13 protein-coding genes are annotated in these 15,321 nt (G+C 42.5%); 10 read left to right on the top strand and 3 right to left on the bottom strand.

Annotated features, from left to right (window positions below):
- The first annotated feature begins 4 nt into the window (after positions 1 to 4).
- The 4 genes from AAEY72_RS08310 to AAEY72_RS08295 all read left to right on the top strand — a co-directional run bounded on the left by AAEY72_RS08310 (position 5) and on the right by AAEY72_RS08295 (position 3,385).
- A complete protein-coding gene (locus AAEY72_RS08310) occupies positions 5 to 850 on the top strand; it encodes a DUF547 domain-containing protein (RefSeq protein ID WP_352310175.1) in 846 nt (281 codons plus the stop codon).
- A 14-nt stretch (positions 851 to 864) separates the two neighbouring features.
- On the top strand, positions 865 to 1,578 hold the full coding sequence (locus AAEY72_RS08305) for a TIGR04283 family arsenosugar biosynthesis glycosyltransferase (protein ID WP_352310174.1): 714 nt from the start codon (positions 865 to 867) through the stop codon (positions 1,576 to 1,578).
- A gap of 17 nt (positions 1,579 to 1,595) precedes the next feature.
- Positions 1,596 to 2,243, top strand: a complete 648-nt coding sequence (locus tag AAEY72_RS08300; RefSeq protein WP_352310173.1) for a TIGR04282 family arsenosugar biosynthesis glycosyltransferase — start codon at positions 1,596 to 1,598, stop codon at positions 2,241 to 2,243.
- Positions 2,244 to 2,341: 98 nt separating this feature from the next.
- Positions 2,342 to 3,385 carry a methyltransferase domain-containing protein gene (locus AAEY72_RS08295; RefSeq protein WP_194620101.1) on the top strand — a complete coding sequence of 348 codons (1,044 nt, stop codon included), beginning with the start codon at positions 2,342 to 2,344 and terminating at the stop codon, positions 3,383 to 3,385.
- Between the two features lie 312 nt (positions 3,386 to 3,697).
- Here the strand turns inward: AAEY72_RS08295 and mtnP are convergent, their stop codons facing one another.
- Both mtnP and AAEY72_RS08285 read right to left on the bottom strand, forming a co-directional pair.
- Positions 3,698 to 4,591 (bottom strand): S-methyl-5'-thioadenosine phosphorylase, encoded by an 894-nt coding sequence (gene mtnP, locus AAEY72_RS08290; RefSeq protein WP_352310172.1) that lies wholly within the window; start codon positions 4,589 to 4,591, stop codon positions 3,698 to 3,700.
- A gap of 133 nt (positions 4,592 to 4,724) precedes the next feature.
- Positions 4,725 to 5,198 (bottom strand): GFA family protein, encoded by a 474-nt coding sequence (locus tag AAEY72_RS08285; protein WP_352310171.1) that lies wholly within the window; start codon positions 5,196 to 5,198, stop codon positions 4,725 to 4,727.
- Positions 5,199 to 5,694: 496 nt separating this feature from the next.
- On the opposite strand from AAEY72_RS08285, the gene AAEY72_RS08280 reads away from it, so the two are divergent.
- From AAEY72_RS08280 to AAEY72_RS08270, 3 genes are read left to right on the top strand one after another with little or no spacing between them, the layout of a single operon-like run.
- Positions 5,695 to 6,720, top strand: coding sequence for a TAXI family TRAP transporter solute-binding subunit (locus AAEY72_RS08280; RefSeq protein WP_201591607.1), 1,026 nt, complete (start codon positions 5,695 to 5,697; stop codon positions 6,718 to 6,720).
- Complete coding sequence (locus AAEY72_RS08275; protein ID WP_352310170.1) at positions 6,698 to 7,243, top strand: DUF1850 domain-containing protein; 546 nt, start codon at positions 6,698 to 6,700, stop codon at positions 7,241 to 7,243. The genes AAEY72_RS08280 and AAEY72_RS08275 overlap by 23 nt, the downstream gene beginning before the upstream one ends.
- Positions 7,215 to 9,257, top strand: coding sequence for a TRAP transporter permease (locus tag AAEY72_RS08270; RefSeq protein WP_352310169.1), 2,043 nt, complete (start codon positions 7,215 to 7,217; stop codon positions 9,255 to 9,257). Before AAEY72_RS08275 ends, AAEY72_RS08270 begins: the two co-directional genes overlap by 29 nt.
- 144 nt (positions 9,258 to 9,401) lie before the next feature.
- Here AAEY72_RS08270 and lipA read toward each other — a convergent pair whose 3' ends face one another.
- Positions 9,402 to 10,448 (bottom strand): lipoyl synthase, encoded by a 1,047-nt coding sequence (lipA, locus tag AAEY72_RS08265; RefSeq protein WP_189584448.1) that lies wholly within the window; start codon positions 10,446 to 10,448, stop codon positions 9,402 to 9,404.
- Between the two features lie 368 nt (positions 10,449 to 10,816).
- Here lipA and acnB point away from each other — a divergent pair, with 368 nt between their 5' ends.
- The 3 genes from acnB (at position 10,817) to kwaB (ending at position 15,218) form a co-directional block, all read left to right on the top strand.
- Positions 10,817 to 13,420: a bifunctional aconitate hydratase 2/2-methylisocitrate dehydratase gene (acnB, locus tag AAEY72_RS08260; RefSeq protein ID WP_240215855.1), complete on the top strand. Its 2,604-nt coding sequence runs from the start codon at positions 10,817 to 10,819 to the stop codon at positions 13,418 to 13,420.
- 252 nt (positions 13,421 to 13,672) lie between these two features.
- A complete protein-coding gene (gene kwaA, locus AAEY72_RS08255; RefSeq protein ID WP_352310168.1) occupies positions 13,673 to 14,251 on the top strand; it encodes an anti-phage protein KwaA in 579 nt (192 codons plus the stop codon).
- A 4-nt stretch (positions 14,252 to 14,255) separates the two neighbouring features.
- Positions 14,256 to 15,218, top strand: a complete 963-nt coding sequence (kwaB, locus tag AAEY72_RS08250) for an anti-phage protein KwaB (protein ID WP_352310167.1) — start codon at positions 14,256 to 14,258, stop codon at positions 15,216 to 15,218.
- The last annotated feature ends 103 nt before the right edge of the window (positions 15,219 to 15,321 follow it).

The raw sequence follows: 15,321 nt of genomic DNA, 5'->3' as shown, positions 1-15,321 counted from the left end.
ACTTATGAATATTTTTGATAGCATCAGTAAGAGCACAAGCAGTTTTTCAAGCAGTCGTTTAATGATCAAAACGGCATTGGCCACTTCTATATTATTGGCCAGTGTCGCCAGTTATGCTGATTTCAATCATAGCACTTGGGACAGCTTACTCAACAAAAACGTCACTATGACCAATGGTGGTAAAGCCTCTGTCGTTAATTATAATGGCATGAAAGCGGATAAGAGCAAGCTTGATAGCTATATGGCGGCCACTAGCAAAGTCAGCCAGTCAGAATTCAATCGCTGGAGCAAAGACGAGCAATTGGCATTTTTGATCAATGTCTATAACGCAGGTACGGTAGAGCTAGTGTTGACCAAGTATCCTAGCATTAAGTCGATTAAAGATATCGGTGGGATATTTGGCTCGCCATGGAAACAAGATTTTGTCACGCTACTAGGCAAAAAGCGCTCGCTCGATGACATCGAACACAATCTAATCCGTGGCTCCAAACGCTACAATGAACCACGTATTCACTTTGCGGTGAACTGTGCTAGCATTGGCTGTCCAGCCTTGTTAGATGATGCTTTTACAGGCAGCAAATTGGATAAGCAATTAGAGCAAGTAACCAGTAAGTTCTTAGCCGATAGCAGCCGCAATCGTCTCAAAGGAGGCACACTTGAGGTATCGCCAATCTTTAAATGGTATAAAGAAGACTTTGAGTCGAATTGGCGCGGCACCAAAGATTTAGAAGGATTTTTAGCTCGCTATAGCTCATCTTTAAGTCTGGATAAATCGCAAACGGCTGATCTAAAAGCAGGTAAAACGAAGATTGGCTATACCGATTACAATTGGAATTTGAATAAAAAGTAAGAATACGGCCAACTATGACAGCGACGGTTTCTATCATTATTCCAGTACTCAATGAGGCAGATAATTTGCCTCATTTGTTTGCAAATATAGACAGCCTAAATCCCATACCGCAGCAAGCTATCTTGGTCGATGGTGGCTCAAACGATGATTCTATTGGCATAATGCAAAGCTTTATTAAAGAGTCAACGCTCGATAATTATCGTAAAGTGGATTGGCAAATGATTGAGTCCAGAGCAGGGCGTGCGCAGCAAATGAATGCAGGTGCAGCATTAGCAACTGGTGATGTCTTGCTATTTTTACATGCCGATACGCAATTGCCAACTCAAGCTATTGCGGAAGTAACGACTGCTATAAAATCTTCAGAATGGGGTCGTTTCGATGTGCAGCTGAATAGCCGTCAGCCGATGCTTTGGTTAGTGAGTCGAATGATTAACTGGCGCTCACGATTGAGCAGAATCGCTACGGGTGACCAAGCTATTTTTATCAAGCGTAAGCTTTTCGAACAAATCGGTGGTTATCCTAAACAGTCGCTGATGGAAGATGTCGAATTATGCAAGCAGCTAAAAGGTGTCGCCAAACCTGCTTGTTTGAAAAGGAAAGTCGTCACCTCGGCCAGACGCTGGCAACAATATGGTACTTGGCGGACGATTGTCTTAATGTGGCATTTACGTTTTGATTATTGGCGTGGCGTGTCGGCTGATAATATTAAAGCGCGCTATTATAAATAAAAGAATAAACGCTTACCATGAATCAAAAATCACAAACTTGCATCATTCTTTTTGCCAAATTTCCCGCACAGGGTATGGCAAAGACCCGTCTGCAACCAGCGCTTGGCATTGAAGGTGCCGCGCAAATGGCACGGCAACTGCTGCTGCATAGCATAGAAGAGGCCGTCGCTACTGGTTTTACGGTTGAGCTATGTGTTAGTCCTGCGCCAAGTGATCCTTGCTGGCAAGCGCTTGATTTGCCTGACTCACTGCAATGGTCAGTGCAAGTGGAGGGTGACTTGGGTTTTCGTATGCTGGGAGCCAGTCAGCGAGTATTGCAACGTTTTGAAAAGGTTTTATTAATTGGTACGGATTGTCCTAGCCTCACGGCAGCGCGTATTCAACTAGCAGTACAGCAGTTAGATCAGCATGATGCAGTCATGATTCCTGCATCAGATGGTGGTTATGTGTTGCTTGGATTTAAACAAGCGGATAGAAGTCTTTTCTCAAATATCAGCTGGAGTACGGCTAGCGTGGCTGCGGTGACTAGGCAGCGCTTTGCAACATTAGATTGGACACTCGCACTATTATCACCTTTACATGATATTGATGAGCCTGAAGATTTGCAGTATTTGCCAAATGGCTGGCTGGATTCTCACGTCAATATCAAGGTCGATGACAGCTGATAAGCGTTTTAATAAATTGGCTAAAATAGTGCGGCTATATTTATCAAAGTCATCACTAAGACTTTCAACTGGATTGTACATTCAATAAGGATATTGTTATGCAGGACGTGGTTCAGGATTATTATGGTAAACAGCTACAAAGTACTGCTGATTTAAAGACCTCGGCGTGTTGCGATATTAGTAATATGCCTGAATGGCTCAAACCGCTGCTGGCTAATATCCATGATGACGTCTTGAGTCGTTATTATGGTTGCGGATTGGTTTGTCCGGCGTTACTTGAAGGCTGCCGCATTTTAGACTTAGGAAGTGGTTCGGGCCGCGATGTCTATGCACTAGCGCAATTGGTTGGCGAGACGGGGCATGTGGTCGGTGTTGATATGACCGATGAGCAATTGGCAATCGCAAAACAGCATCAAGACTATCATGTCGACAAGTTTGGCTATGATAATGTGACTTTTATAAAAGGCTATCTTGAAAAGTTAGATGAGCTAGCGTTAGCAGATAATAGCTTTGATATTATCGTCTCAAATTGCGTCATCAATTTATCCACTGATAAAGCCGCAGTGATGGCGAGTGTGCAGCGCTTACTTAAGCCCGGTGGAGAGTTTTATTTTTCTGACGTCTATGCTGATCGCCGTATTCCACAACATCTAATCGAAGATCCTGTCCTTTATGGCGAGTGCTTGAGTGGTGCCTTGTACTGGAAGGACTTTACCCGTTTGGCAAGAGGCGCAGGATTTTTAGACCCGCGTCTGGTCGAGGATCGCCCACTTGAGATTACTGATCCCGCACTGGCGGCTAAAATCGGTGACATTCAGTTTTTCTCTGCTACTTATCGTTTGTTTAAGATTGCCGCGCTTGAAGACGCCTGCGAAGATCATGGACAAGCAGTGATATACAAAGGATCTATTGAACAGTCACCTCATCGTTTTGATCTGGATAAGCACCATGCTATTGAGGCGGGTCGAGTGTTCCCTGTCTGTGGCAATACGTTTCGAATGCTACAAGAATCTCGCTTTGCACCGCATTTTGAATTTATCGGTGATGACAGTCGCCACTACGGTATTTTTGCAGGTTGCGGCGAACTGATGCCATTTAATCAGTCTGTAACGCTAGCACCTGAGCTGGGCGGCTGTTGTTAGTGTCAAAGCTGTGTATAGTCAGTGAAAAGTAATATCGACACATGACGTACTGCTGATATCAATTTTTCTTGCTTACTGTGCCTGCGCAGACAGAGGCTACAAAAAATTGATATCAGCAATACCGTAGCGTTTTTAGGATACTTTGACTATAGTTAGCGTACGTTGCAAATATACGAGCTAAAATCCTAAAAAAGGCCATTAATTCAAGTTAATGGCCTTTTTGTATGTGCATGTTTGTATGTGTATGGAAATTTAACACTTTGCTGTCTGTCATTATTTCAGACAAGCATCTATCGATACACTTTTAAATATTTAGTACAGTAATGCAGCAAGTCTGGTTTTGGTCTGCTCGTCCATTACGTTCACAGGCGTTATCAGTGCTTGTGCCAAGGCATCATGTGCGATTGAATCTGGCAGCTCAGCGGCAATCAAAGCGACCGCTTCCTTGATTACTTTCTGAGCGTTTTCAGCATTTTTCATCAGGTTTTTTATGGCGTAATCTGCACTGACTGCTTCTTCGGTAGGATGCCAACAGTCAAAATCTGTCACCAAGGCCAACGTAGCATAAGCAATGCTGGCTTCACGTGCCAGTTTGGCTTCTGGCATATTGGTCATGCCGATAATACCTGCCTGCATTTGCCGATACCACTGGGACTCTGCACGAGTTGAGAACTGTGGTCCCTCGATACAGACATAGGTTGCCTGTGAGTGACATGCTCCCTCGCAAATATCTGCTTTGTCGTAGGCTCGCTTTAGGATATCTGCTAGGGCAGGACATAGCGGGTCTGCCATCGATACATGAGCAACTGCGCCTTCACCAAAAAACGTACTGACTCGCTGCTTGGTCATGTCAATCATTTGATCGGGTACGACCATATCTAGCGGCTCAATATGCTCTTGCAAAGAACCGACTGCGGATACTGATACGATATAGCGCACGCCTAATGTTTTTAGTGCATAAATATTGGCGCGATAAGGAACTTCGGACGGGATGAGTTTATGACCTTGACCATGCCGTGTCAAAAAAGCAACCGTCACACCCTCTAATTCACCAAGGACAATATCATCAGAAGGGCTACCATAAGGCGTCTGTATGGTAACGTTGTGTCTATTGGTGAGTGATTGCATTTGATAGAGACCACTGCCGCCAATGACAGCAATGTGGGCAGAGTGTTTTTGCGTGTTTTCTACTGCAATTGAAGTCATATCAGGTTCCAAATGATAGCTAGTAAAAGTCGTAAAAGCTGGTGTTACTCGCTTTTTCCTCAAAATATAGATAATAACAAAGGTCTTGGTAAACGGATTTTTTATAAGGGGTTTTACATTCTAAATATAGCCACTAACGTTTACTGATTCTCTTATACATACCTTGAGCAAGGGCTTTAACTGTCATCACCTGACTTTGTAAAAAGCCATTGCACTTGGGCAAGTCATCATCCATATCTTGGACACGGCGATTATAAAATAGATGCATGCTAGGTTCAGGTAGCGCGGCGACATTAGGGAGATTTGTCGTGGGTATTAATATGAGGTTTCCGCCCACTGCTGTTTCTATACTGGGTTTATTGCAGCGCGTACACAGCCCGCGGCTAATATTCGGCGGAAGTTTCCAACGGCGGAATTTGGTTCTAATCAGGTTTAACGCACTCACATCCGATTTGAGTAAAATCGTCACATCATTATACGCTTGGCCAGTGAATTCTTGGCAGATAGTACAGTGGCAGATAAAGCGGCCGATGGGCTTATTATTGATAGTATAGGTGTTGCTAGAACAGGAGCAAGAGCCTTCCTGTGGTATAAATTCGCTGCTCATTGGTCAATCCTTATCAACAAAGTTGTCATTATTTATCATATTCAAAATATAGCACTATCTTAGCTTACTATAGTCGGTTCAAGATGATTTAGATACAAGAAAGGCGTGTGAAAATACTACACATAGTAGACTGAGCAAGCCTGACCCCTTGTCCAATTTGTATAGGATTGACTGCACTATAAGTATTGCTACGGGTAATCATAAATACCCTTATTTCTGTTTGGGTAATGATAAAGGTTTACACTCGGTCTAATTTTTGTTTAAATAGTTTAACTAATGAAACTTTGTTCCGCATGGCAGAACATGCTAAATGCCCATCAATTAGACAAATTACTATTTTTGACTCAAAACGCTTTATTTGTAAGGTTTTGAGAGAAGGTAGGCTACGGTTTATTTATGACAGAAATTACTATACTATTACAGGTCTGTAACGCATTAACATTTAAATGTTGATGCCGTTAGATGTATTAAACTGATTATTTCAAGGATGAATGCAATGCTCAAATTCACAAAATCTCCGTTATTTTTATCAGCGATGTTAAGTGCCACTCTAGGCCTAACCGCATGCTCATCGCCAAGCTCAGAAAGCACTGACAGTACGGAAACAGATAGTGCTGCCACTGCTGATGCTACTGCCGCCGATAAGCTAGATACCAAATTTCTTACCATCGCCACAGGCGGGGCATCTGGTCCTTATAACATCATTGGGACGTCATTGTCCGAAATCTATGTCAAAACCTTTGGGGTCAATTCAAAGACACAAACCACGGGCGCATCAGTCGAAAACGTCAATCTATTGACCCAAGGTAAAGTCGATATGGTATTGGCGCTCAGTGATGTGGTCACGGACGCAGTCGAAGGTAAAAATAACTTTGATAAGCCGATCGCTAACATTCAACAGATTGCCGTTTTGTATCCCAATGTGGTACAAATCGTCACCACCAAAAAATCCGGCATCAAAAGTATTGAAGACTTACGTGGCAAGCGCATCGCTGTAGGCGATCAAGGATCTGGAACGGAAGTAAATGCGCGAACTTTATTAGAAGGGTTTGGCATCACGTATGATGATGTCACGGTTGATTATTTAGGATTTTCTGAAGCGGCTGATGGTATGAAAGCAGGTAAAATTGAAGCGGCTTTCTTTAGCAGTGGTCTTCCAAACTCTTCATTGATGGAGCTAGAGCAGGGCTTAGACTTGCAATTGATTACCATCAACCAAGACAAGCTAAAAGAAATCATTGCGACCAAGCCTTACTTCAAAACCTTTGAGATTCCTGCTGGCACGTATGGCAACGAAACTGCCATTCCAACCGCAGCAATCATGAATGCTCTGTTGGTTAGCTCTGATCTATCTGAAGCTGATGGTTATAAGTTAACCAAAACATTATTTGAGAACTTGGAAGGTCTAAAAACAGCACACCAAGCGGCAAATGATATCAGCTTAGAGACTGCCCGTGAAGGCATGGTCGCCCCAATCCATCCTGGCGCTAAAAAGTACTATGACGAACAAGCAGCCAAATAATTCATTATGGCTATCAACTGGCGCAGCATTTATTGCCGCGCTGGTTTTTTTTACGCTATGGATGGGGCTTATTATCCAGCCTGTGGTCGAAGTGCGGATCAAAGGGTTAGAGGGGTCTGACGATAAGGTGTGTTACTTCGTCGAGCCTGATTTTCAGCTACGCTGGATACATTCTGTAGAAAAGCAATGGTGGGAGGAGCAATACCAACGTGAGAGCGATGGCTTGCTGCTGACCACCACGTATTTTGAAGCCTTTGGCGCAGGTACACCCTCAACCGAAGCGCTTGCTCCCATACAAAAACCTGGCTATCTGGGTTATCAAATCAATGAAAAGCTCCCTAACCTAAATTGGATCGTATCCAGACTGACCAAAGGCGAGATTGATTATGGCGACCACCGTGTTTTGATTCACCAGATGGTGCCGGACTATTCTGAAGTGGTGATCATGCCTAAGACGTATGGTTTAATTGATAGATTTAAAAAGGACTTGTGTCATGAACTCCCAAGTGACGGATCACGGTAGCGTAACTACCAAGCCAGACGCTCATGTTGATACCGACGCTGAAGCTGCGGCAATCAACAAAGCGGTATTGGAAAAATATGATCGAGAGTCAATCACGCGTCATATTACCCAAGGACCAGTGAAGTATCTCATCGCTGGAATTTGTATACTCTATTCCCTTTTTCACTTATATATTACTTTTAATCCGATGCCAGCATTGCTACAACGCTCTGTACACGTGGGCGTTGGTTTTGCATTAATATTCTTGATTTTCCCTGCTAGCAAAAAAAGTAGCCGAAAAAGTGTGGCATGGTACGACTGGATTTGGTTTGCGCTGTCGTTATCTGGCATGGGCTATCTGATTTATGAGTATCAAGATATTGTGACCTCGCGTGGCGGTATGGCAAATCAGGTTGATGTGATATTTTCACTAATTACCGTGGTCTGTGTACTAGAAGGCAGTCGCCGAATCACTGGTTGGATTTTGCCGATATTAGCAGGGATATTTTTGGCCTATCCGTTTGTCAGTCATTTGGACTTTATGCCTGATAGATTATTAACTCGTCCTTATGACATGGGTGATATCTTTGGTCAATTATTTCTAAAAACGGAAGGCTTATATTCGGTTGCGATTGGTGCATCGGTAACGTTCATTTTCTTGTTCATTCTCTTTGGTGCGTTCTTAGCACGCTCAGGAATGGGACAGTTATTTAATGATTTGGCACTGGCAATCGCTGGTCATAAAAAGGGTGGGCCTGCAAAAGTAGCAGTCATCTCTAGTGGTTTTATGGGCAGTATTAATGGCTCTGCGTTATCGAACGTGGTCAGTACCGGTGCCTTTACCATTCCGTTAATGAAAAAGGTCGGCTATCATAAAGATTTTGCGGGTGCCGTTGAGGCAAGTGCTTCTGTAGGCGGGCAGATATTGCCACCGATTATGGGCGCGAGTGCGTTTATTATGGCGGAGACAACAGGACTGCCGTATAGCACGATTGCGTTGGCCGCATTACTACCAGCGATTTTGTATTACTTGGGCGTCATTGCGCAGGTGCATTTTCGCGCTGGACGTCGTGATTTAAAAGGCATCGCTAAAGAGAACTTGCCAGCAGTAAAAGAGGTGCTAAAAGCGCGCGGTCATATGCTATTACCGATCGTCTTTTTGGTTTTCTTATTAATCAGAAATGTCCCTGTCGGCTATGCAGCGGCTTATACCATTGGTTTTACAGTCGTGGTTAGTATGCTGCGAAAAGAGACTAGAATGGGCTTTTCCGACATTTTGGGGGCATTAGAAGATGGCGCTCGCCAGTCGCTCGCCGTGATGGCTGCTTGTGCGGTCGTCGGTATTATCATCGGGGTCGTGAGTCTGACCAGCTTCGGGACAGTGATGACCTCCTCTATCGTAACATTAGGCGCAGGGTCGTTATTCTTTACGCTTATTTTAACGATGCTTGCCTCAATGGTCTTAGGCATGGGGCTACCGTCTATTCCTGCCTATATCATTACTGCAACGATGGCAGCGCCTGCATTAGCAGGTTTTGATATTCCGATTTTGTCAGCGCACATGTTTGTTTTCTATTTTGGTATCTTTGCCAATATCACACCGCCTGTATGTCTGGCAGCCTTTGCTGGTGCGGGTATATCCGGTGGCGATCCGATGAAAACAGGATTCTTGTCGCTGAAATTAGCTTTGGCTGGATTCATCGTACCGTTTATGTTTATCTACAATCCAACGATGCTGATGATAGATCCAACGGGTCTGGCAGTTACGGCGAAAGATTTCCCACTGCCGCCTATTATCGATATCATCACGGTGGTAGTGACTTCAGTGACGGGTGTCATCGCGTTAAGCTCGGCACTCGAAGGATACTTCAGAGGCGGTATGAATACACTGACTCGTGTCATCTTGGCTATTGGTGCTTTACTATTGATTTATCCTGAGATTACGACTGGTATCGCAGGTGGGATTATTGTGCTTGGTATTGCTGTGTTGAATATAAAAACGAACGGAAAGCCAACACCAACTTTAACTGTTTAAAGCTTTGTGTTTGAAGGATTTACAAGTTTATTAAAGTCACAAAAAAAGGGTGAATAACAAATCTGTTATTCACCCTTTTTCTGTTCTTAGGAGATGTCTTAGCAATTGTCTTAGCGACTACTCTCACATTACTTTATTGCTAAATTAGCAGCCAAGTTTGCCTTCAGCTTCTAATGCTTTTTTGCTGCGAATTGGTGCAGGGCAATCTTCGCCATAGTATTGACGATCTGCAAAATAGCTTGAGCGTACCATTGGGCCTGCCCAAATGCTAAAGAAGCCAATTTTTTTGCCGTAGTCCATATAACGTTGGAACTCATCTGGATGGACATAACGATCAACGGGCGCATGATTTTTACTAGGCTGTAGATACTGACCAACCGTAATCATGTCTACGTCATGAGCTTTTAGATCATCAAGTAGTGCATAAATCTCTTCTTCAGTTTCACCAAGGCCGACCATAAAGCCACATTTGGTAGCGATGTCCGGACGACGCTCTTTATACAGCTTGAGCAAGTCGAGTGAGTGCTGATAATCAGAACCCGGACGGAACGCTTTATATAGGCGTGGCACGGTTTCGATATTGTGGTTAAAGACATCTGGCGGCGTTTCAGTTAGCAAGTCTAATGCTACTTCCATACGACCACGGAAATCAGGAACCAATATCTCAATCAAGCAATTTGGGCTGAGCGCTCTGGCTTCATTAAGCACTTCAACAAAATGAGCGGCACCGCCATCTTTTAAATCATCGCGATCGACTGAGGTAATAACCGCATACTTCAGTTTTAGACCTAAGATCGTCTCAGCCGTATGACGAGGTTCGTCGGCATCGAGATTGTTAGGGCGACCATGTCCGACATCACAGAATGGACAGCGACGGGTACAGATATCACCCATAATCATAAAGGTGGCCGTACCATCAGCGAAGCACTGTGGTAAGTTTGGACAAGCCGCTTCTTCACAGACGGTATAGAGCTTTTGCTCGCGTAGCGTTGCTTTGATGCGAGCCACTTCAGCAGGTGATGACATTTTGACCCGAATCCAATCTGGCTTTTTCTTCGCCTCGATGGTTGGGATTACTTTAATTGGGATACGGGCAACTTTATCGTAGCCACGTAGTTTTTCTCCCTGAACTGCTTTTTTGGGTTTAGCTTTGGCAGCAGGAACGTGTGTTTGTACGGCTAATGAGCTCATAGTCTTATCCTAAACCCTGATAATCCTAAACCTTTGTAGGATAAGGGTTTTGTTTATTATTTTCTAAGAATAGGTCGTAAAATTCGTATAAGGATTATAACAAATCTCAGTCTAAATTTCATCCAACCGTTTTATAATACTGTTATTGATTTTTCAGCATTGAAACAGGCCAAGTAACCGTATAAAAATACCTTATATTTTTTTAATAAATATTGACTATGGAGGCGGGAAAGCGCTTTGCTGGTTAACATTTTGCCCATTTTAAGCTATATTAGCGGGGATAATTATTCCATTTGGTACATAGGCGCAGGCTGTCATGCTGACTACCCACGTATTGTGCTAATCCCCAACTAACGAGGACGACTATTGTGTTAGAAGCTTATCGTAAACATGTCGAAGAACGTGCTGAGCTAGGAACGGTTCCGCTACCACTGAACGAAAAACAAGTAGCAGAGTTGGTTGAACTTTTAAAAACGCCACCTGCAGGCGAAGATGCGTTCTTGATGAACTTGCTAGAAAACCGTATTCCTGCTGGTGTTGACCAAGCGGCTTACGTTAAAGCGGCGTTTTTAGCGGCAATCCTTAAGGGTGAAACATCTTCACCACTTATCAGCAAGCAAAAAGCTGTTGAAATTCTAGGCACCATGCAAGGTGGCTACAACGTTCAGCCATTGGTTGCTGCATTAGATGATAAAGAAGTTGCACAAGACGCAGCTGAAGCACTGAAAAAAACGTTGCTCGTATTTGATGCGTTCAATGACGTGACTGAAAAATCGGAAGCTGGCAATACCATCGCAAAAGAAGTTGTTCAATCTTGGGCTGACGCTGAATGGTTCTTGAACCGTGCTGCCGTACCAGAAAAGACCACTTACACGACGTTCAAAGTAACTGGCGAAACCAACACCGATGACTTGTCACCTGCGCAAGATGCATGGAGTCGTCCAGATATCCCATTGCATTCACTAGCCATGCACAAAAACTCTCGTGACGGCATCAATGCTGATGACGAAGGCGTTGTTGGCCCAATGAAGCAGATCGAAGAGCTGAAAAAAATAGGCCATCAATTGGCTTATGTTGGTGATGTCGTCGGTACTGGTTCTAGCCGTAAGTCTGCGACCAACTCAGTACTTTGGTTAATGGGTGATGATATCCCTAACGTGCCAAACAAACGTGGCGGCGGTCTAGTACTTGGTAACAACATCGCTCCTATCTTCTTTAACACCATGGAAGATTCTGGCGCATTGCCAATCGAAAAAGTGAATGTTGATAACCTAAACATGGGTGATGTATTTGACATCTATCCGTACGAAGGCAAAATCACTAAGCATGACTCTGATGAAGTATTGTCTACGTTCAAGCTAAACTCGCCAACTTTGCTTGATGAAGTTCGCGCTGGTGGCCGTATTCCATTGATCGTTGGTCGTGGTTTGACCAACCGTGCTCGTGAATACATGGGTCTTGGTCATTCAGACATCTTTGCTAAGCCAGAAGAGCCAGTTGATACTGGTAAAGGCTTTACTCTAGCGCAAAAAATGGTTGGTAAAGCTTGTGGTCTAGAGGGCGTACGTCCTGGTATGTACTGTGAGCCTAAAATGACTACCGTAGGAAGTCAGGATACCACTGGTCCAATGACGCGTGATGAGCTAAAAGATTTGGCATGCCTAGGTTTCCAAGCGGATCTAGTGATGCAGTCATTCTGCCATACAGCTGCTTATCCAAAGCCAGTTGACGTTGAGACTCAGCACACACTACCTGACTTTATCATGAACCGTGGCGGCGTAAGCTTACGTCCGGGCGATGGTATTATCCACTCATGGTTGAACCGTATGTTACTTCCAGATACCGTTGGTACTGGTGGTGATTCACATACGCGTTTCCCAATGGGTATCTCGTTCCCAGCGGGTTCTGGTCTGGTTGCATTCGCAGCAGCCACTGGTGTTATGCCACTTGATATGCCTGAGTCTGTCCGTGTACGCTTCGTTGGCGAACGTCAGCCTGGTATCACGCTACGTGACTTAGTGCATGCTATTCCTTATCAAGCCATCAAAGAAGGTCTATTGACTGTCGATAAGAAAGGCAAAATCAACGAGTTCAACGGTCGTATCTTAGAGATCGAAGGTCTAGAAGACTTGACTGCTGAGCAGGCGTTCGAATTGTCTGATGCATCAGCTGAGCGTAGTGCTGCTGGTTGTACCATCACCTTGTCTGAAGCGTCAGTGACTGAGTACCTAAACTCAAACATCACGCTACTTAAGTGGATGATCTCAGAAGGCTATGGCGATGCACGTACTATCAGCCGTCGTGTTGAGCAGATGCAAGATTGGCTAGCTAACCCAAGCCTGATGCGTGCTGATGACGATGCTGAATACACGATCGATATGACTATCGATATGAGCACGATTAAAGAGCCGATTCTTTGCTGCCCGAATGATCCAGATGATGCTAAGACACTAGCTGACGTCGCTGGTGATACCATTGATGAAGTATTCATTGGTTCATGTATGACCAACATTGGTCATTTCCGTGCCGCTGGTAAACTGCTACAAGATGTACCAGCAGGTAGCTTAAAAACTCGTCTATGGATTGCGCCACCAACTAAGATGGATGCGCGTCAATTGATGGAAGAAGGCTATTACAACATCTATGCACAAGCCGGCGCTCGTACTGAGATGCCAGGTTGTTCACTATGTATGGGTAACCAAGCACGTATCGCACCGAAGTCTACTGCCGTATCGACTTCAACTCGTAACTTCCCGAACCGTCTAGGTCAAGGCGCTAACGTATACCTTGCTTCTGCAGAGCTTGCAGCGGTAGCAGCGGTACTTGGTAAATTACCGACTAACGACGAATATCAGCAGTATGCTGGCATGCTTGATAGCATGGGCGAGGAAGTGTATCAGTACATGAACTTCGACCGTATGACTGATTATACTGAAGAAGCAGATAAAATTAACGTTGCTCAGTTGACCTAATTTTGTTTAAATCTTAAGTTAAAGATTTTTAAGTTATAAAAAAACCCTGTATCGTGATGATGCGGGGTTTTTTATGTGTTAAGAACCAGTTAAGAATGAGAGATAAGTGTCTTTTCATAAGCCTTAAATCTAAAGCCTTCAAATTACTACAAAAGATGTTATATAGGCTCACATAAGACGACAATAGATGTCGCTGACTGGAAAAATTTAAAGCTTTTCTATAAGGTTTTTCTATACAATAGATTTAAAATAGTGTGGGTGGAGGAAACAGTGAAAAAGTATGAGTTGTATTTAATTTCATTATCAATGCTTTTTTTATTCGTATTCTTTCTGACTTTACCAGTCTGTTGGAGTAACGAGTGTAGTTTTGTGGGAACAAGCGAATTGTTTTCAAATCACTTATTTAGCATAGTTAATTTAGTGCTATTTCTATACTCTCTTTTATTAATATTCAAACTAAATTATAAATTAGGAGCCAATAATCATCCACCATTTATAGTAAAATCAATAAGTAATGACAGTTATGAACATCTAATATTTTTAGTCACATATATAATTCCTTTAGTCGCTTTTGATTTTAATAGCTATAGATATCAAATACTTTTTGTAACCTTATTAGTTGTAATAGGATATATGTACGCTAAAACAGATATGTATTTTTCCAATCCTTCATTGGCTATATTGGGTTATTCAATCTATAAAATAGAAGCGGAATTTAGAGGTAATGAAATTAAGTCGATAATTATACTATCTAAAGATAGTATAATTAATGGCAATCATGTATCTTATATCAGAATAACTGATAACGTTTATATTGGTAAGGTGAGATAGTTAAATGGAAGATGGTTACACTTTAGAGGACTTAAGAACTAGATTAAATGATGTTTTTTCTGTAGAAAATTGTACGCTGAACTTATATGCTATTATCAAAATTGACGGTAGCTTCGTTATCAAAAGGGTTAGCTTTGACGGTAATCTTACTAAGACTTTAAAAGAGCATATGGAAGTTTCTATAAAGGAGAGTAATTTATTTGGTGAAGACGTCATTTTAAAAAATCTTTCCGAATGTGATGATAGAAGAAATGTAGTTTGCAAGTTAGACATGGAGATTGGAGGAGAATTAGCTTGCTTTGTTGAATTGAATGAAAATCATGGTGATAACTATGATGTTCTAGACTTAGAGAACGATCTTAAAAATATACGTGCATTAGTCGTAGATGTTGATGCTGCAGGCAAAAAAATGCAAATATATAACCATATATATCCAACTGAAATTCTTGGCAAAAAAAGATTTATAGTAAGTGTGATAGACAATAGACTAAGAAAAATTGATAATCCATTATTATTAATTAATAATAATTTTCAAGCTATTCAAGTAGATGGAAATATAGTAGTAACTAATATAAATTTTATTGAGCAACATGCAGGCTATAAGCAAGTTATTCGAGAAAAAGCCCTGTCTGCATGTGCGTCGCTCACTGCTTTTGGTTGTATCGAGAATGTAAGTTATTATGAAGATCTAATTGAAGGAGACAATTCATTAGCTAGAAAGTTAAGTAGAATTGTTGAGCATTCACCAGTTATTAAGAACAACATACCTCATCCAACTATTATTGCATTCTGCAAAAGTTATCCTTCGCTCCGGAATAAAATAAAATTTAACAATAGTGAAACTCAAATTGTTTTACATACAAAGGTAGCTATGAGATTAATTTTAAAGCTTTTTTTAGATGATCATCTAACTTCTGAGTTAACTACACTGCACTATGAAAGTCAGGCGAAAGATAGTGTTGACTAGTTTATCTTCTGTATAATATAAGGGCAGGCGGAAACCGTGGCTCTGCACTGAATCTATCTTTTTTTCTCGGGACGGACCGATACTTTGATATGCACTTAGGTGC

This window comes from Psychrobacter sp. W2-37-MNA-CIBAN-0211 (assembly GCF_040309405.1).
Lineage (GTDB): Bacteria > Pseudomonadota > Gammaproteobacteria > Pseudomonadales > Moraxellaceae > Psychrobacter > Psychrobacter glaciei.
Note: the sequence above shows the minus strand (reverse complement) of the source record. Positions and strands in the feature narration are given on the sequence as shown.

Bases quoted from the DNA above. Each gene is read 5' to 3' on its own strand.
- AAEY72_RS08310 (WP_352310175.1), top strand. From the start codon at position 5: ATGAATATTTTTGATAGCATCAGTAAGAGCACAAGCAGTTTTTCAAGC.
- AAEY72_RS08305 (WP_352310174.1), top strand. From the start codon at position 865: ATGACAGCGACGGTTTCTATCATTATTCCAGTACTCAATGAGGCAGAT.
- AAEY72_RS08300 (WP_352310173.1), top strand. From the start codon at position 1,596: ATGAATCAAAAATCACAAACTTGCATCATTCTTTTTGCCAAATTTCCC.
- AAEY72_RS08295 (WP_194620101.1), top strand. From the start codon at position 2,342: ATGCAGGACGTGGTTCAGGATTATTATGGTAAACAGCTACAAAGTACT.
- mtnP (WP_352310172.1), bottom strand. From the start codon at position 4,591: ATGACTTCAATTGCAGTAGAAAACACGCAAAAACACTCTGCCCACATT.
- AAEY72_RS08285 (WP_352310171.1), bottom strand. From the start codon at position 5,198: ATGAGCAGCGAATTTATACCACAGGAAGGCTCTTGCTCCTGTTCTAGC.
- AAEY72_RS08280 (WP_201591607.1), top strand. From the start codon at position 5,695: ATGCTCAAATTCACAAAATCTCCGTTATTTTTATCAGCGATGTTAAGT.
- AAEY72_RS08275 (WP_352310170.1), top strand. From the start codon at position 6,698: ATGACGAACAAGCAGCCAAATAATTCATTATGGCTATCAACTGGCGCA.
- AAEY72_RS08270 (WP_352310169.1), top strand. From the start codon at position 7,215: ATGAACTCCCAAGTGACGGATCACGGTAGCGTAACTACCAAGCCAGAC.
- lipA (WP_189584448.1), bottom strand. From the start codon at position 10,448: ATGAGCTCATTAGCCGTACAAACACACGTTCCTGCTGCCAAAGCTAAA.
- kwaB (WP_352310167.1), top strand. From the start codon at position 14,256: ATGGAAGATGGTTACACTTTAGAGGACTTAAGAACTAGATTAAATGAT.